This window comes from Marinoscillum sp., from assembly GCF_965229915.1.
Classification (GTDB): domain Bacteria; phylum Bacteroidota; class Bacteroidia; order Cytophagales; family Cyclobacteriaceae; genus Marinoscillum.
Map to the genome: position 1 here is coordinate 1 of NZ_CBDDJZ010000002.1, position 18404 is coordinate 18404.

Here is an 18404-nt window from a genome sequence, read left to right on the forward strand (position 1 = left end):
GGCCTCAGCTGCACTGGTGACCGACCTGAAAAGAAGAGGCCTGCTTGACGACACGCTGGTTATCTGGGGTGGCGAGTTTGGCAGAACCAACTACAGTCAGGGAAAATTAACAGCTACTAATTATGGCCGCGACCATCATCCAAGGTGCTTTACCGTATGGCTGGCGGGCGGTGGAGTCAAGCCGGGATTTACCTACGGTGAAACGGATGACTTTAGCTACAATATCATCAAGGATCCCGTACACGTACATGACTTTCAGGCAACCCTGCTGCATCAGCTGGGTGTCGACCACGAACAGCTGACATTCAAACACCAGGGAAGAAGATACCGACTTACCGACGTGCATGGGGAAGTGGTAAAATCCATCATAGCCTAAACTAAATAGCAATTCAGACTAATAAGTTAACTACAATACGATCAAATGAACACTGAAAAAAACAACTCCAGAAGAGAATTTATCAAAGCAGGTGCCATGGCAGGCGCCGCCCTGAGCATTCCTTCTCTTGGTTTTAACATTATCAACAAACCCGTACTTAACGATGAAATAATTGGTCACGGCAAATTCAGATATCGTGTACACAAAGCATGGGGAGATTTAGATCCTGCTACCACACCGGTAAAAAACTGCCATGAAATGGTGATGGACTCAAAGGGTAGGTTGATTATGGTGACGGACGAAACTAAAAATAACATTATCATTTACGATAAATCGGGCAAAATGCTAAGCACGTGGGGAAGTGAATATAAAAGCGGCCATGGTCTTAGCCTTTTTAATGAAGGTGGAGAAGACGTTTTGTTTATCTGTAATCCCGATGGTGAGAATCCGCAGGTGGTGAAAACCACGGTAGATGGCAAAAAGCTTCTGACGCTTCCGGATCCGAGAAAAATCAGTGTTTACGAAGCAAAAGACAGGTATCTGCCCACCGAGACAGCCATTGCTCCCAATGGAGACATCTATGTAGCCGATGGCTATGGATCGCAATGGATATTGCAATTTAATAAGGAGGGGGAATTCGTCAGAAAATTTGGCGGTCCCGGAAACAACGATGATCAGTTCAGCACAGCCCATGGTGTGGCCATCGACGACCGGGATCCGAATAACATTACCCTGTTGTGCACTTCCAGGGCCCACAACTCTTTTAAAAGATTTAGCCTGGATGGAAAATACCTGTCAACGATCTTTCTCCCCGGAGCCTTTGTTTGTCGCGCGGTCATTGATGATGAGAATATTTATAGTGGGGTATGCTGGTCTCGCTTAAAATATTTAAACCAAACCAGCGACTCAGGTTTTGTGACCATTTTAGATAAAGAGAATAAAGTTATCTCCAATCCAGGTGGTACGAAGCCGGTTTATAAAAAAGGAGAGCTGCAACTGATGATTCAGGAGACACCTATCTTTAACCACTGCCATGATGTTTGTATCGACGAAGACAAAAACCTTTACATCTGCCAATGGAATGCCAACAAGACCTACCCTATCAAACTTGAACGTGTCTAGAAGCTAACACTTATCACAAAAAACCTTTATTTGTTTCATGCAGAAAAACCGAAGAACCTTCATAAAGAATGGGGCACTGGCCTCCCTTGCCATGACCGCCGCCCCAGCTGCGGCAAATGGCCTGTCAATCTCAAACCTGTCGATACCTGATGGTCTTACCATCTTATTTCAGGGGGACTCCATTACCGACGCAGGCCGTGCCAGGGATCAGTATTATGCCAACTCGACAAGGGGCCTCGGCATTGGATATACCTACCTGGCGACTTCGCAATTGCTGGCCAATAACCCCAATGGTGACTTCTCCATATACAATCGCGGTGTAAGTGGTAACAAAGTTTATCAACTGGCCAACCGTTGGAAAGATGATACCCTGAACCTCAGGCCGGACGTGCTGAGCATTCTCATTGGTGTGAACGATTTTTGGCATATGGTCAATGGCCGTTACGATGGAACTGTTGAAAGGTACGAAAGCGATTACCGGGATTTGCTGAATCGAACCATAAAGGAAGTTCCCGGTGTAAAGCTGATCATCTGTGAACCTTTCGTGGTATGGGGGGGATCGGCTATTACGGAACGGTGGAAAGCGGAATTCCCGGCATATCAAAAATCAGCCGCAAAAATAGCGGAAGCATTCAAGGCGGCATTTGTACCATTTCAAAAAGTTTTCGATGAGGCATTGAAAAAGGCACCGGCCAAGGTCTGGTGCCCCGACGGGGTTCATCCCTCTCCTGCCGGGGCACATCTGATGGCTAAGGCATGGCTGGAGGCATTCAATAAATTATACTGACTTAAACCATCATTCTTCTCTGTGCGTTTATAAAAGCTTTGAGTGAACATTAACTTGAGAAAAGAAAAAGGAGATAATGGCTGATAGCGCAAATAATTTCATTCAGGTAGCATATTTCAAATCTCCATTGGTGAGCTTATTTTGGGCGCTTATGAAGAAAAACTATGCCTGTGCGACTGGCGTTATCGCAAGATGAGGGATGCCGTAGATACCAGAATAAAAACAAGGTTAAATGCCACATATGTCCCTGGCTCCTCTGCGGTTATTGAAAAGACGATAGCGCAACTGCAAGAATATTTTCAAGGTGCCCGCTGTGAATTTTCCATTCCCATCCGATTGGCAGGTTCTGATTTTCAAAAACAGGTGTGGCAGGCGCTAATACAGGTACCTTTTGGCAAAACCGAGACCTACCTGGGCCTGTCAAAAAAATTAGGCAATCAAAAAGCAATCAGAGCGGTAGCAGCGGCAAACGGCGCCAATGCCATATCAATTATTATTCCCTGCCACAGGATAATCGGTACGGATGGAAACCTGGTGGGATATGCCGGTGGCTTGCCCGCCAAGAAAAAACTACTAGGCCTGGAAAATCCGCTGCTGGAACGCCAACTGAGTATTTTCTAAGGCATATGAGGCGCTTGCCGGATTACATTTGGGAAGTGAAGTGATCCCAACGAAATTCAATCGCGTGCAAATCATCATTGCGTCCTTATCATTGCCAATACATATCATTAACTAATTCATGTAATTTAATACACAAATTGTCATAACTTTTCCGATGTACATTACCTAATTTCAATCAAGTGTAATGCAAAAATATCACTTTGGCAGATCACATTTTAGGGTAGGAACTGTACGGGAGGTTCGGAAAAATTATATGGATCGTTTTGCTATCAATCAGCTATAACTCCTCTTTCTGCATACTTAATAGTTAATAATTTCCACGTGACCTATTCCAAATCCGCGTACTCATTTCTGTGATGTTGATTTTCATGAGCAAGGTGTAAACTCGCCTTATTATTTTGCTCCGGCTGCTGAGCCTTTGCATGAGGTGATTACCGACTGGCAGGTAGACTTTCAAACACAAATTGGTAAAAATCACGCCAAGTACTTTGATGAGAATAATTGGTTTTACTTCACCAAACAACGATTCGATCTTCTTTACCCAAGTTATGGAGATACCTATCCAACCTACAATGGGAGTATTGGGATGACCTATGAGCAAGGTGGATCCGGAAGAGCCGGACTTGGAGTGATCAAACAAGAAGGAGATACACTTACTTTGAAGGATCGTATAGCGCACCATTACACAACCGGATTGTCTACAGTGGAGATTTCCAGCCAAAACACCGATAAGCTTATCCAGCAGTTTGAGGCATTCTACAGCAAACCGATTAATGCCAAATACAAGACTTATGTATTGAAAAATGATGGTAATGCGGATAAAATGAAAGACTTAATGCAATGGCTGGATGTACAGGGTATTACCTACGGTACTGCTTCATATGGCAAAAGCCTTTCTGGATACCACTATGGTTCAGGTCAGACCCGATCATTTTCTGTTGGTAGTAATGATTTGGTGGTGAATGTGAATCAACCTAAATCAGTTTTGACTACTGTATTGTTTGAACCAAAAACCAAACTGAACGACTCTCTTACCTATGATATTACGGCCTGGGCTGTGCCTTATGCGTTTGGTCTGGAGGCTTATGCCACCACTGCTGATGTGAGGCCATCTGGTTCTTTAACAATGGAGAAGTTTTCTCCAAATAAGCTGTCACCTGCGTATGGTTATATCTTCAACTGGCAGAGCCTGAAAGATGCGCAATTGCTGGCGGAGCTACTTAAAAATGAGATGAAAGTACGGTACACTACCCAGCCAGTAACCATAGGAGGTAATCAGTTTGACCGAGGAGCAGTCATCGTCACACAAAGAGATAATGGTCAGGGCTATCACGAGTTATTGGAAAAACTAGCTAATAAGCATATGCGCGAGCTGTTCGTCATAGAAACAGGGTTCGTCATGGACGGGCCAGATATTGGTTCTTCTGATATTGCTTATCTAAAAGCTCCTAAGGTGGCACTGATAGGTGGTGAAGGAACATCTTCACTGGATTTTGGAGCCACCTGGCATTTCATGGAGCAAAACCTTGGCTACCCCGTTACCACCATAGGAGCGGATTACTTCAGTTATGTTGATTTAGCGGATTATGATGTATTGATCATGCCTAATGGCTGGTATAGTGACTTCAATGACCGGACTACTGCCAAGGTAAAAGAATGGGTGCAATCAGGAGGTACGTTGATTGCAGTGCAGGGTGCCATCAGGAAACTGAAGGGAGCAGAGATTGGATCACTTGATTCATTTAACTCCGATAAAGAGAAGTCTGACTTTGAAAAGATCGACGAACAAGTGGAAGAGGAGATGAAACTAATACCCAACTCAGAGCAAGAACGCTACGAGATACGTGAGTATGTAGCTGGAGCAGTGTTTCATGTAGCTATGGACAACACGCACCCTTTGGCTTATGGGTATTCTAAAGATTACTACTCTTTAAAGACCTCACGTGACCGATATGGCTATTTGGATGGTGGCAATGTTGGTGTTATTAAGTCAGCAAATGATCATTTGAGCGGGTTTGCTGGAGAGATAGTAAAAAAGAAGGTAGGGACTTCCATGGTATTCGGTCAGGAGCGCGTAGGCAGTGGTCAGATCATTTATATGGTAGATAATCCTTTGTTCAGATCTTTTTGGTACGACGGTAAGCTTTTGTTCGCCAATGCTATTTTCTTTGCAGGTAATTAATGATTGACCTGTTTTACTTAAAGCATCGCTGGAAAGCATTCGTACGAAATCCCGGAAGCATGAATTCCCTTTGGGTGGGATTGCTGTTTGGTCTGATGGTACTATTGATCGATATAGGGGTCTCCAATAACTGGCCTCTTCTCCTCGAATCCATCAGCACTGAACTCGGGATAGCTATTGATAAAGCCCCTTATGTGATATTGTGGGGGCTTTTTCTTACCGACTTACTCACCAAAGTACTCCTGCCAAAATCCATCCCCAAAGTTTACTACTACCATACCCTGAATGTAAACCCACGTGACCTGAAGGTAGGGTATCTTATAGAGGCTCTTTGTAATCTATGGTTTTTACTGATGCTAGGAGTGGAGGCACTGGTGATTACTCTGTGTGTGGGAGATCTTGGCATTGGACTGGAGGGTGTATTAGGTATGGCATTTCTTTGGTTGCTTAATTCACTCATCAGCATTCTGATTCACTCCAGTGATCAAAGATCATTTATCTTTTCATTGTTGGGACTATTAGTGATCCTGCAGGTCATTGTTTTTAAATTTCCTGCTTATTTACCTACCATTGATGGGCTGACTTTTTTAATTCTGGTTTCAGCTTCTATCATTCCTATTGTTTGGTTGGTCTATAGAAAATTGGATTCACTTTTTGATAGAGCTCTGAAGGCAAGCGATACCTCTACAAACTATTTTGTAACTGGTTTGGACCTATTCAAGGATCCATTGATGCAGCTGGAAGTGGCCACTATCATGCGAAATAAACGTGCCAGAGGTACCGCTATTACGGGTATTCTGATGATTCCGTATTTTTTCATCATAGGTAGTAAGTCAATGGACAGCCCGATCTTTCAGATGATGATTAGTCTTCTCATTTCTGGGTTGTTTATATTCCAAATGGGCACCTACATATTCGCCTGGGAAGGTAGTTTTTTTGATTTGCTCTTGACTCGGTTTAGTACACGCCAGATTATTGAGCACAAGTATCGATTCTTTACTTACACCAGCTTGTTTTTTGCTCTGGTGATGGCGGCTAGTTTGGCCATCGTCTATCGAGGTTCTTTGTTTCTACCTTTAGCCTGCTTTCTTTACAATATTGGATGGAATGTACCTATCATTATCAACAATGGATTCCGAAACACTGAGAAGATTGATTTGACCAGGGGAATATTCATGAATTACCAGGGTTTTAATGGAATGGTGATTGTGACCATGTTTACCACACTCTTGCCACCTATTGTGATTTATGGAGTTCTCAATAATTTGGTCGGCAGCTTAGAAGCGATCATGACTTTGACCTTACTTGGAGTTATTGGTATTACTTTAAGGAGGGTATTTATCAACTCATTGAGTAAGAAATTAGAACTTAAGAAATACTATTTATCATCTTGTTACCGCAGTTAAATGAGCATCGTCAGTGTTAGAAATGTGAAGAAAAGCTACAAGAAGAAAGTAGCCCTAAACATCGATCGATTAGATATTGAACCAGGAGAACTCGTTGGGATTGTTGGTAATAATGGAGCAGGTAAGACCACATTGTTTCGATCCATTTTGGATTTGATCAAACCGGATTCAGGAGTCGTATTTATCGGTGAGGATGTAGTGGCAAACTCTAACCATTGGAAGACTCTTTTGCATGCATTTTTGGATGAGAGTTTTTTAATAGAGTTTTTAAAGCCGCAAGAGTATTTTGATTTCATCGGAAAAACCCTGGGCTTAACCAAGGCTGAGACGAAAACACAAATAAGTAAATACCCAGAGCTTCACAATGATGACATCATTACCAGTAGCAAGTTGATCAGAGAATTGTCTACCGGGTCCAAGGTCAGGGTAGGGTTACTTGCAACGCTTCTTGGGGATCCAAAGATCATTTTACTGGATGAACCGTACGCTCATCTGGATCCAAGCTCACAAGCCAAACTCAGTAAACTCATCAAACAGCTCAATGAAAAAGGCGTGACAGTCATCCTGTCGAGTCATAACTTACACAATATGGCTCAAATCTGCACCAGGATTATTCTGATAGAAAGTGGAGAAGTCATCAAAGATCAGCAGACCTCTGACAAAGTAGTTCAGGAAATAAATGCCTATTTTGAGGGTGCATGAACACATGGTGGAAAAAGTACGTCACCAGTCCTGTTATTAACACAATTGGGAAAGCCAGAGAGCGATACCTCTTTGATGATCCACCTGTATTGATAGGAGGGTGTGCACGATCCGGTACTTCACTTCTCCTTTCTATTCTTTCAGCTCATCCAAACATTCATGCTATTCCCGTAGAATCAGACGCTTTTACAGAATGGGACGAATCAGGAAAGCCCGTTCGTCTGGACCGCTTCTACAGGCAGCTGCTTTCTGGTCCGGTCAAAAAAGGAGCAGGTAGGTGGTGTGAAAAGCGACCATACAATGTCCGATACATCTCTGAAATTTTCACCTATTTCGAATCTAAGGTAAAGTTCATTCATATTATCCGTGACCCTCGGGCTGTTTGTACCTCAGTTCACCCTCAGAAGCCCAACCAATACTGGGTGTCACCAGATCGATACATTCATGATGTAACGATCGGGTTGGCTTATGAGAGTCACCCAAATCTGCTTTCCATTAAGTTTGAGGACCTTATTACCAAACAGGAAGATACCCTGCAAGCTATCTGTCATTTCCTGAAAGAGCCGTATACCGAAGAACTTAAAAACTGGCTGAATCACGCCACCATCAAGACCAACAGAGCGTGGTTTGATGGGTTAAATGATATCAAAGAGTTGAGATCATGGGACCAACCAATCCATCATGTTCGTGTACAAGAGATCCTATCAAATACAGCCATGCTCAATCTGATGGCAAAACTGGGTTATAGCTAATTATTTTAGTTTAATAAGCAATTAATTTTAGTAATTACTTGGTAAATGCTAATATAGTTGTCATATTTATCTTGAAATTCTTAGAGATATGATGACTGATACTAATAATATTAGAGTGATGGACCTTCGAGGAATGGACGCAGACGTCACATTTGATGATGACTACAGTTTGAAGCTTACCAGCAAGAAGTTACAATCAGGCAAGTGTCAGGTGAAGTTTTATGCCAATGTACATGACCGAAGAGATATGTACGGTTATGTATTAGTAGACTCTGATAAAACGTTGAAAGACGTGGTGATTAAGATCAAAGAGAAGCTTAGGACAATCCGTCAGACAAGAGAATTTCATCATTTGCATTTATATTCCATTGGAAAAATGGGGAAGGATGATATGAATTTCATCATCTTTGATAGTTAACTATAAAGTATGAAAAAGTGAGTGTCATAGCTGAAAATATCAAGTATCTGCGGAAGCAAAAAGGGCTCACCCAGGAGCAATTTGCTCAGGAAGTCGGAATCAAAAGATCAGTGGTTGGGGCTTATGAGGAAGCCAGGGCAGAGCCCAGACTACAAACGCTGATTAGTATTGCCAGTGTGCTCAATGTGGTCGCGGATGATTTAATCTCCAAGGACTTGACTAGTGGAACGGATGGTCAGCCAAGACAAAAGGTGAAAATCCTATCCATTACTGTAGATAAGGAGGATAACGAAAACGTAGAGCTAATACCGCAGAAGGCAGCAGCTGGTTATCTTAATGGTTATTCCGATCCTGAATACTTGTCTGAATTGCCGCGGTTTCATCTGCCGATGTTGCCTAAAAATGCTACCTACAGAGCTTTTGAGATTTCCGGAGATTCGATGTTGCCCATTCCTTCTGGCTCTATCGTCATTGGTAAATATCTCGATGGGTTTGATGATATCAAAAATGGGAAAACCTATGTGTTACTCACAGAGAAAGAGGGAGTAGTGTACAAGCGAGTATTCAATTATATCAGTGAGAAAGGATGCCTCTACCTTGTTTCTGATAACAAATCTTATTCTGCTTATGAGATAGCCGCCAAGGATGTATTGGAAATCTGGGAGGCTAAAGCTTATATAAGCATTGAATTTCCAGATCCTGAGTCAAAAAATGAACTAAGTCTTGATAAAATAGCCGGAATGGTGATGGATTTGCAAAATGAAGTCAAAGACATTAAGAAAAACATAAAATAGCCGAATCTTATTTTTTCGTTTATCGTACAATTAGCTTTGTTTTGTATCATACAAAATCAGCTATTCCTTGTTTGTTAAGACTGCCGCAAGATTAACGTTACTTTTTATTTCACTTACCCCGGTGCTACTATCTGCCCAGACTGTAGTCACTGGTAAGGTCACTGAGTCGGCTACAGGAACACCCATTCCTTTTGCTAATGTCATTTTTACTGGTACCCAAGATGGAGCAATCACAGACTTTGAAGGGAACTTTACTGCTAAGACTAATGCTCCGGTAGACTCCATTGAGGTGCGCTACATTGGTTTTATCAAACGAATAAAGCCAGTCATGAGAGGTAGTAGTCAGACGATTAATTTCCAACTGGATGAAGACGTTCAAACTTTGGGTGAAGTGGTCGTTTATGCCGGGGAGAACCCTGCTTGGCCAATTATGAGAAAGGTAATTGAGCATAAGAAAGCCAACGACAAAAGATCCTTGAGTGCTTATGACTATGAAAGCTACACCAAGGTAGAGTTTGATGTTGATAACATTTCGGATTTTATTCAAAAATGGAAACTGGTCAAAAAGGTGCAAGGAGTTCTGGACAGCATACAGACGATTGCTGGTGAAGATGGAAAACCCGTGTTACCGATCTTTCTTTCTGAAGCGATCTCTAGATATTACTACCGTACCGACCCAACACTTAAGAAGGAAAATATTATTAAAACCAAGGTAAGTGGAGTTGGTATCACTGATGGTACTTTAACCTCACAGGTCATAGGGTCCACCTTTCAGGAGTATAACTTTTACCAAAACTGGTTAAACATCATTACCAAAGAGTTCGTCTCTCCAATTGCCGACGGATGGAAACTTTACTACGAGGTTTATTTAGAGGATAGTCTCTACATAGGAGATGACTATTGTTATCGAATTGATTTTTACCCAAAGCGCGAGCAGGATCTAGCCTTTACAGGGACCATGTGGATCACTCAGAAGGAGCATGCCTTACGTAGAATCGATGCTACAGTGCCTAGAGAAGTAAATCTCAACTATATTGAAAAAATCAAAATACAACAAGATCTAACCCCAACTTCAGCAGGGCCGTGGCTCCCTGAGAAAACTCGTGTGGTAGTTGATGTTAGCCAGATTACGAAACAGACAGCTGGTATGTTGGCCAAATTTTATGTGTCCACAAAAGATCATCATGTAAATAATCCCATGCCAAATGATTTCTACCTGAATCCTGTGACGATGGAGGAGAGCGTGAGGGATTTTGACGAAGAGTATTGGGATGAAATGAGACATGATTCGCTATCGAGTACCGAGCAAAACGTCTTCATGATGATCGATACCCTAAAAAAAATCCCAGCGGTAAAAACCTATATGGACATGGCTAAGTTTTTAGTCACCGGATATTACAAAATAGGAGCCATCGATTTAGGGCCTTATCCGACGTTCTTTGGTAAAAATAATATTGAAGGAGTGCGGATAGGTTTTGGTGCCAGAACAAACATTGACTTCAGCCGGAAATGGACGTTTGGCGGATATCTTGGCTATGGATTTCAAGATGAGAAATACAAGTATAAGCTTTTTGTAGATCGGATAATTGACCGGCAACCCTGGACGAATATCAAGGCTGAGTATCAACAGGAACTAGAGCAGGTATGGCTCCTCAATGACCAAATAGAGCCCAATAGTTTGTTTTACTCATTGAGTAGATTCGGCACTCTTACTCAGCCTTTTCTGATCAATAAATACCGTCTGAGTGTGTTCAGGCAGTTGAGTAGAGGGCTTGGAGTTACCGGTGCCTACAAATACGAATCATTTGCCCCCCAGTTTGATTTTGACTATTATGTAGATGGATCTACCACGGAGACTGCATCTGCATATGAAGTAAGCGAAGCGTCCATTACTTTGAGGTATGCCAAAGATGAGGTTTTTGTCATCAATGATAATGAGCGTCTTTCACTTGGCACAGTGCGATGGCCGGCATTTAATCTTGACTATACCTACGGCATGTCAGGAGTACTCGGTAGTGATTTTGAATATCACAAGCTAAAATTGGGAGTGGAGAAACGGCAGAAAATGGGCATTCTGGGTGTAACTGACATCAGACTGACAGGAGGTTACATATTTGGCGAAGTTCCCTATCCATTACTCTACAACACCATTGGTAACCAGACGAATTTCTACGTTGATTTTGCTTATAATCTCATGAACTACTTTGAATTCAGCACGGACAAGTATTTGGATTTCAGGTATCGCCACCAGTTTGAAGGATTTATTCTAAATACCATTCCACTAATGAAAAAACTGAAATGGCGATTGATAGGTAGTGCAAATGTTTTGTACGGTGGGTTGGATCAAAAGAACATTGATATGGTACAGTATCCACAAGATGAGAACGGAGATGATATTTTACCATTTTATCAGCTAGACAGCAGGCCTTATGTAGAACTGGGTTATGGAGTGGAAAATATTCTGAAAATATTTTCTATTGAAGCATTTCACCGCTTAACCTACCTCGATCATCAGGATGTTAGTAAATTTGGTCTGAAGTTCAGTATCAAAGTCATACTTTAGTGATTTTTAGACCAGCAATAATTCTTTTACTTGTAGTACTATCTTTTGGCTGCTCTGACTCCAAAAAATACCCCATTGAATCTGCGCGTATTGATGTGAACTATTACTTACAGGCGCTCAGTGAAGTCAAAACTCAGATACAGGCCAATTCGAAAAACACCAACTTGCGAAAACGAAAGCTACTGGTGAGTCGTGAGCTCAAGTGGCCAGAAGATGTGAGTGAAGATATTGAGTTTTTGAAGAAAGAAGAGGGCCTTAGTTACGAGCTCATGCAGTATGCTGCTGATTTCTATCGCACCTACAATTATCATGAAAAACTTCTCGGTATTTTGGAGGAGTGGGAGTCTTTACATCAAAGGTTGCCTGAAAGCAATCGTTGGAAAATTTCCTCGCTTTTTGGTCTGGGTAGATACGATGAAGCCAAATACCTATTGTGGGATTATGTACAAGAGAACAAGGATCATCTTGAGGCAATGATCTATGCTGCTGATAACTACCTCAAACTACAAGATAGCGTGCGCGCTATCTATGCATACAGTAGAATCGCCGATTTAAGACCGGAGCACCCATCGTTGCTGAAAGTTTATGTGCCTGTCTTGGTGAAAATGGGATATCCAGAAAGAGCCAGTGCTGTGTTGAGTAAACAGAGCTTTGATAGTGGATCAACAGATAAAAAAATACTCATAGGAGAAGTCTACTTTCAAATGGGTAAAATCAGTGAAGCGCAGGAGCTGTTGCGAGGTGACACTTCGTCGAGCGCACTGAACAAAAGAATAGACTGGTATGAACAAACACTCCAGTGGGACAGTGCGATGGTTTATGCCAATGAACTGGTCTGGAAAGATAGCGCCAACAAGTCATTACTTAGAAAAGCCCGGCTACTTGAAAACCGAGGTTGGCTGAATAGTTCATACAGTTTGTACGGCTTAGTTTTGAACAGAGATTCTACAAATGCAATTGCCAGAGAAGGGGCTCAGAATGTTGGTCGAAAAATTGCATATTTGCGGAGTTTAAGAGAGGCAGAGGAAAAAATACCTGTGCTGGAAGTATCACCTAAGAAAGCAACGGAAGATAATGAGTGAAATAAAAATCACTTTACCTGATGGTAGTGTAAGAGCATATCCAAAGGGCTCATCGGCCTTGGATGTGGCAATGAGTATTAGTGAAGGTCTTGCCAGGAATGTACTGGCAGCCAAAGTGAATGGAGAAGTATGGGACGCAACACGTCCGATTAATCAGGATGCTAGCTTACACTTGCTGACGTGGAATGATAAGGAGGGGAAATCTACCATGTGGCACTCTTCCGCACACTTGATGGCTGAGGCATTAGAAGCGATTTATCCCGGAGTAAAACTAGGTATTGGTCCTCCGGTTGATGGTGGATTTTACTACGATGTAGACTTTGGTGATCAGGAGTTTGATTCTGAGAATCTGAAAGTGATCGAAGACAAAATGCTTGAATTGGCTCGTCAGAAAAATGAGTACGTTCGCAAAGAGATAAGTAAGGACGATGCAGTAGCCTTTTACAAAGAAAAAGGTGATGAGTATAAGTTAGAGCTTTTAGAAGATCTGGAAGATGGTAAAATTACCTTTTACACTCAGGGTAACTTTACTGACCTTTGTCGTGGCCCACATATCCCGAATACCGGATTTATTAAGGCCGCCAAGATATTAAATGTGGCCGGAGCTTACTGGAGAGGTGATGAGAAAAGAAAGCAGCTCACCAGACTATATGGAATCACATTCCCTAAGCAAAAGGAATTGAAGGAGCACCTTGAGCTTTTAGAAGAGGCCAAGAAAAGAGATCACCGAAAAATCGGTAAAGAGTTGGGCCTATTTACCTTCTCTGATAAGGTAGGTAAAGGATTGCCGCTTTGGTTGCCAAAAGGTGCCATTCTTAGAGAGCGATTAGAAAACTTCCTGAAGAAAGCTCAGGTAAAGGCTGGTTATGATCAGGTGGTAACCCCACACATCGGAGGAAAAGAACTTTACATCACGTCTGGACACTACGCCAAGTATGGAGAGGACTCCTTCCAACCGATCAATACACCTGCAGAGGGAGAAGAATTCTTACTGAAACCGATGAACTGTCCGCATCATTGTGAGATATTCAAGTCCAGTCCAAAATCTTACAAAGATTTGCCAGTAAGATATGCTGAGTTTGGAACAGTCTATCGCTATGAGCAAAGCGGAGAACTTCATGGCTTGACCAGGGTTCGTGGATTTACACAGGATGATGCTCATATATTCTGTAGACCAGATCAAGTAAAAGATGAGTTCGCTAAAGTAATAGACCTGGTGCTTTATGTATTTTCGGCTTTGGGCTTTGAGGATTTTACAGCTCAAATCTCGCTGAGAGATCCTGAAAACCCAGACAAGTACATAGGAAGTGATGAAAACTGGGAGATTGCAGAAAAAGCAATTACCGAGGTGGCAGAGTCAAAAGGACTCAATACGGTTGTGGAGCTAGGCGAAGCAGCGTTTTATGGTCCAAAACTAGACTTCATGGTGAAAGACGCCTTGGGTAGAAGCTGGCAGTTGGGGACTATACAAGTGGATTACACGCTACCAGAGCGTTTCGAACTGGAATACACCGGATCTGACAATCAAAAACACAGACCAGTGATGATCCACAGGGCACCATTCGGGTCTATGGAGCGTTTCGTGGCAATTCTGATAGAAAGCACAGCAGGTGATTTCCCATTGTGGTTGGCTCCAGAGCAAATTGCTATACTGCCGATCTCTGAGAAGTATCACAAATATGCCAAATCGCTATACACTCAGCTGCAGGAAAGAGACATCAGAGGAATTCTCGATGAACGAGATGAAAAAATTGGCAAGAAGATTAGAGATGCTGAGGTTAAGAAGATACCTTTCATGTTGATAGTAGGAGAGCAGGAAGCATCAGATGGGACCGTTTCGGTGAGAGCACATGGAAAAGGTGACCAGGGAAGCATGAAAGTGGACGATTTCGTAGAATTCTTTAACAAGACAATCAATAAACTGTTAAATAAAACAGAGTAGATTTTAATAAAGCGAAATAAATACGATATTTGCGTTTTATTTTGCTATGGTAGAACCAAAAACAAACAACTATTAGCAGACCATACAGAAAACCGAATAGGGGCCGTGTTGAGGAACCCTATAGAGTAAATGACAAAATCAGAGCTCGTCAAGTACGGGTAGTTGGTGACAATGTCAACGTGGATGTATACTCCATCGACAAGGCACTTGAAATTGCCAAATCACAGGGACTGGATCTTGTGGAGATTTCGCCGAAGGCGGACCCTCCAGTGTGTAAGGTGATTGACTACTCGAAGTTCAAATACGAGCAGAAGAAGAAACAGAAGGAAATCAAAGCGAAAGCTCAGAAGACGGTTGTCAAAGAGATTCGATTTGGTCCTAATACCGATGATCATGATTTTAACTTCAAGTTGAACCATGCCATCAAGTTTCTTAAGGAAGGAGCAAAGGTGAAAGCCTATGTTCACTTTGTAGGTCGTACGATAGTGTTTAAAGAAAGAGGAGAGATACTTCTTTTGAAATTCGCTCAGGCTCTCGAAGAATATGGCAAAGTAGAGTTACTGCCAAAACTAGAGGGCAAGCGTATGTCTATCATTGTGGCGCCGAAATCAGTGAGTAAGAAATAAATAATTAGGAAATGCCTAAAGTAAAAACAAATTCAAGTGCAAAAAAGAGATTTAAACTGACTGGATCAGGTAAAATCAAAAGAAAGCACGCTTTTAAAAGTCACATCTTGACCAAAAAAGAAACCAAGCAGAAGCGTAATTTGACGCACGCTACTTTGGTTCACAAGAGTGATGAGAAGAATGTTAAAGCAATGCTTAACATCTAATCACCAATTGGTTTAATTGTTTAACCCGATGATTTGGCTTCCAAGTTGCTGTTTACAGAACGGTGCGCCAATTGTCAAAAAAATTAAAATTAAATGAGATCAGTAAATCATGTAGCTTCAAGAGCACGTCGTAAGAAGACGATGAAGCAGGCCAAAGGATACTGGGGCCGAAGAAAGAATGTATGGACGGTAGCTAAGAATGCTATCGAAAAAGGTATGCAGTATGCATACCGTGATAGAAAGGCAAAGAAAAGAGAGTTTAGAGCTCTTTGGATTCAAAGAATCAATGCTGCTGTGCGTGAGCACGAAATGTCTTACTCCCAGTTTATGGGTGGTTTGAAAGCTGCTAACATCGAAATCAACCGTAAGGTTTTGGCCGATTTGGCAATGAATCATCCTAAGGCTTTCAAAGCAGTAATTGACAAAGTGAAGAAATAAATTATTAACCAACTCACTGGTTTCGAAAACCCTGACGATCTGCTTGCTGCAGATGTCAGGGTTTTTTTATTACCCATCCTTTAATGATTCCCATTCCATTCGTGATAGAATTCTTCCAGGAACTGTTCCATAAATTGATGCCGCTGTGCTGCCAGTCTTTTACCTGTAGAAGTATTCATACGGTCCTTAAGAAGTAATAATTTCTCATAGAAGTGATTGATCGTAGGGGCAGTGCTTTTCTTGTATTCCTCCTTGGTCATGTGAAGGTTAGGAGGGATGGAGGGATTGTATAGCTCTCGATTCTTAAACCCACCATAATTAAACGCTCGAGCGATCCCGACAGCTCCAATGGCGTCCAATCGGTCTGCGTCCTGGACCACATCGAGCTCAAGTGATTTGAATCCCTGAGGTTGATGACCACCTTTAAAAGAGATATGACGAATGATTTGCTCTATGTGTGTATTGACAGGCTCATCAACCTTCTGCGATTCTAGGAATGCTCTAGCCTTTTTAGGGCCAATCGATTCGTCACCGTTATGGAATTTGGAATCAGCAATGTCGTGGAGCAAGGCGCCTAGTTCTACTGTTAGTAGGTCAACATCCTCCGTTTCAGCGATTTTCTTTGACAGCTTCCAGACACGCTCTATGTGCCACCAATCATGTCCACCTTCAGCATTTTCTAGTTGCTCTTTTACAAATGCGATAGTGGTTTCAATTAACTCCTGATCATTCATGAAGCGAAATACCAGATTGAAGAAGAAATAAACAAAAAAAGCTCTGGAATTTTTCAGAGCTTTTAGCGGTATGGACGGGATGCTGACGATCATAGCAGCTGTGCTGTCTATGTCAGCATCATGACTGAAACGTCATGGCTCAAACTTCTTTAAAAATTCTATTCCTTTGTTGGACAAGTCACTTTTGTATTTCAACATGAACTGAATAAGCCTTGGTCTGGTGAGGTTTTTTAGTTTTCTCTCTAATTTGATTGATTCCGACTTAGTTGGCTTTACAGTAGACCAACACAGCATCCAGGGGATTCCATTTTTAGTGAACTTTTCAAAACCATGATTGAGATAAACTATTCTTTGCTCAATGTCTGAAGTACATCCTTGTTGAGCGTATGTAAACCTGGAATGATGCCATCAAACAAAAAAAGCTCTGGAATTTTCCAGAGCTTTTAGCGGTATGGACGGGACTCGAACCCGCGACCTCCTGCGTGACAGGCAGGCATTCTAACCAACTGAACTACCACACCATTTGTATTTTAAGGACTTTAAGGCCTGTTTTGTACGCCTGTTTCCCTCAAATGCGATGCAAAACTATACCCTTACTTTTTTAAATCCAACACATCAATTCAATTAATTTTAGAAGATTTTTCAATTGCCATAAAACATACCAGAAGAGTAAATCTTAATACATTTGTAGCAGCAAAAAAAAAGCGGATGCATTTAGAATTCGAAAAACCAATCATAGAGTTAGAAAGCAAGCTTTCGGATATGAAGGACCTTGCACAGCAAAGTGAAGTCGACGTATCTGATGCGATCACTAAGTTGGAAAACAAGATCTTGAAATTGAAAAAAGACACCTTCGAAAACCTTACCAGGTGGCAGAGGGTACAGCTCTCCAGACACCCGGAGCGTCCATATACTTTAGACTATATTTATGAAATGTCTGATGAGTTCGTAGAACTGCATGGAGACAGAACGGTCAAAGACGACAAAGCGATGGTCGGTGGTTTTGCCGAGATAGACGGACAAGCTGTTATGATCATTGGCCAGCAAAAAGGTAGGAATACCAAGCAGCGTCAGGAGCGTAATTTTGGGATGGCCAATCCTGAAGGCTATCGTAAGGCACTCCGATTGATGAAGTTGGCTGAGAAGTTCAATAGACCAATCATTACATTGATAGACACACCGGGAGCTTTTCCTGGACTGGAAGCAGAAGAGAGAGGACAGGGAGAGGCTATCGCTCGAAATCTCAAAGAAATGATGATGCTCAAAGTACCAGTGGTGAGTGTGATCATTGGTGAAGGTGCATCTGGTGGTGCTTTGGGGATTGCTATTGCTGATAAAGTGCTGATGATGGAAAATACCTGGTATTCAGTCATCTCTCCAGAGTCTTGTTCATCGATTCTTTGGAGAAGCTGGGATTATAAAGAACAGGCTGCCGAGGCCTTGAAGCTAACGGCCAAAGACATGCTGGAAAATAAGCTTATTGATGGTGTGATCAAAGAACCTCTGGGTGGTGCACATACCAACATGAAGTCTAGTGCTGCGGAGCTGCGTAAAGAGATCATGAAGCACATCAAAGCATTGAGCAAGCAGTCTGTAGACAAACGAATCGAAAATAGAATCGAGAAGTTCTCTGGAATGGGAGCTTACCAATAA

General features: G+C 42.1%; 18 protein-coding genes, 1 tRNA gene and 1 pseudogene. 17 read left to right on the forward strand and 3 right to left on the reverse strand.

The annotated features are described in order from the left end of the window. The 16 genes from ACO067_RS21995 to rplT all read left to right on the forward strand — a co-directional run. On the forward strand, positions 1-376 hold a 376-nt coding region (locus ACO067_RS21995; RefSeq protein ID WP_421878358.1), incomplete at its 5' end, for a DUF1501 domain-containing protein. A gap of 45 nt (positions 377-421) precedes the next feature. Continuing rightward, positions 422-1498 (forward strand): 6-bladed beta-propeller, encoded by a 1077-nt coding sequence (locus ACO067_RS22000; protein ID WP_421878360.1) that lies wholly within the window; start codon positions 422-424, stop codon positions 1496-1498. Between the two features lie 37 nt (positions 1499-1535). After that, positions 1536-2285, forward strand: coding sequence for an SGNH/GDSL hydrolase family protein (locus ACO067_RS22005; protein WP_421878362.1), 750 nt, complete (start codon positions 1536-1538; stop codon positions 2283-2285). Positions 2286-2411: 126 nt separating this feature from the next. Further along, a complete protein-coding gene (locus ACO067_RS22010) occupies positions 2412-2906 on the forward strand; it encodes a methylated-DNA--[protein]-cysteine S-methyltransferase (RefSeq protein WP_421879940.1) in 495 nt (164 codons plus the stop codon). A gap of 418 nt (positions 2907-3324) precedes the next feature. Beyond that, the gene (locus ACO067_RS22015; RefSeq protein ID WP_421878364.1) at positions 3325-5088 is read left to right on the forward strand and encodes a M14 family metallopeptidase; all 1764 of its coding nucleotides are present in this window, start codon (positions 3325-3327) and stop codon (positions 5086-5088) included. Then, positions 5088-6494, forward strand: a complete 1407-nt coding sequence (locus tag ACO067_RS22020; protein WP_421878366.1) for a DUF5687 family protein — start codon at positions 5088-5090, stop codon at positions 6492-6494. The genes ACO067_RS22015 and ACO067_RS22020 overlap by 1 nt, the downstream gene beginning before the upstream one ends. Next, positions 6495-7196: an ABC transporter ATP-binding protein gene (locus ACO067_RS22025; RefSeq protein ID WP_421878368.1), complete on the forward strand. Its 702-nt coding sequence runs from the start codon at positions 6495-6497 to the stop codon at positions 7194-7196. Next, positions 7193-7948 carry a sulfotransferase family protein gene (locus ACO067_RS22030; protein ID WP_421878370.1) on the forward strand — a complete coding sequence of 252 codons (756 nt, stop codon included), beginning with the start codon at positions 7193-7195 and terminating at the stop codon, positions 7946-7948. Before ACO067_RS22025 ends, ACO067_RS22030 begins: the two co-directional genes overlap by 4 nt. 88 nt (positions 7949-8036) lie before the next feature. Then, positions 8037-8366 (forward strand): hypothetical protein, encoded by a 330-nt coding sequence (locus tag ACO067_RS22035; protein ID WP_421878373.1) that lies wholly within the window; start codon positions 8037-8039, stop codon positions 8364-8366. A gap of 17 nt (positions 8367-8383) precedes the next feature. Further along, positions 8384-9160 carry an XRE family transcriptional regulator gene (locus ACO067_RS22040; RefSeq protein ID WP_421878376.1) on the forward strand — a complete coding sequence of 259 codons (777 nt, stop codon included), beginning with the start codon at positions 8384-8386 and terminating at the stop codon, positions 9158-9160. A gap of 121 nt (positions 9161-9281) precedes the next feature. Then, on the forward strand, positions 9282-11723 hold the full coding sequence (locus ACO067_RS22045) for a DUF5686 family protein (protein ID WP_421878379.1): 2442 nt from the start codon (positions 9282-9284) through the stop codon (positions 11721-11723). Beyond that, complete coding sequence (locus tag ACO067_RS22050) at positions 11723-12805, forward strand: tetratricopeptide repeat protein (protein WP_421878381.1); 1083 nt, start codon at positions 11723-11725, stop codon at positions 12803-12805. Before ACO067_RS22045 ends, ACO067_RS22050 begins: the two co-directional genes overlap by 1 nt. Next, the gene (gene thrS, locus ACO067_RS22055) at positions 12798-14747 is read left to right on the forward strand and encodes a threonine--tRNA ligase (protein WP_421878383.1); all 1950 of its coding nucleotides are present in this window, start codon (positions 12798-12800) and stop codon (positions 14745-14747) included. Before ACO067_RS22050 ends, thrS begins: the two co-directional genes overlap by 8 nt. A 71-nt stretch (positions 14748-14818) precedes the next feature. Then, the gene (infC, locus tag ACO067_RS22060) at positions 14819-15373 is read left to right on the forward strand and encodes a translation initiation factor IF-3 (protein WP_421879943.1); all 555 of its coding nucleotides are present in this window, start codon (positions 14819-14821) and stop codon (positions 15371-15373) included. Positions 15374-15384: 11 nt separating this feature from the next. After that, positions 15385-15579: a 50S ribosomal protein L35 gene (gene rpmI / locus ACO067_RS22065; protein ID WP_421878387.1), complete on the forward strand. Its 195-nt coding sequence runs from the start codon at positions 15385-15387 to the stop codon at positions 15577-15579. A gap of 93 nt (positions 15580-15672) precedes the next feature. Continuing rightward, positions 15673-16017 (forward strand): 50S ribosomal protein L20, encoded by a 345-nt coding sequence (rplT, locus tag ACO067_RS22070; RefSeq protein ID WP_421878390.1) that lies wholly within the window; start codon positions 15673-15675, stop codon positions 16015-16017. Between the two features lie 80 nt (positions 16018-16097). Here rplT and ACO067_RS22075 read toward each other — a convergent pair whose 3' ends face one another. From ACO067_RS22075 to ACO067_RS22085, 3 genes and pseudogenes are all read right to left on the reverse strand, one after another. After that, positions 16098-16844 carry an HD domain-containing protein gene (locus ACO067_RS22075; RefSeq protein ID WP_421878393.1) on the reverse strand — a complete coding sequence of 249 codons (747 nt, stop codon included), beginning with the start codon at positions 16842-16844 and terminating at the stop codon, positions 16098-16100. Positions 16845-16883: 39 nt separating this feature from the next. Further along, positions 16884-17114, reverse strand: a pseudogene (locus ACO067_RS22080) (GIY-YIG nuclease family protein); the annotation flags it as partial. A gap of 84 nt (positions 17115-17198) precedes the next feature. Further along, positions 17199-17272 (reverse strand) — tRNA-Asp (locus ACO067_RS22085). A gap of 187 nt (positions 17273-17459) precedes the next feature. On the opposite strand from ACO067_RS22085, the gene ACO067_RS22090 reads away from it, so the two are divergent. Further along, positions 17460-18404, forward strand: a complete 945-nt coding sequence (locus ACO067_RS22090; protein ID WP_421878397.1) for an acetyl-CoA carboxylase carboxyltransferase subunit alpha — start codon at positions 17460-17462, stop codon at positions 18402-18404.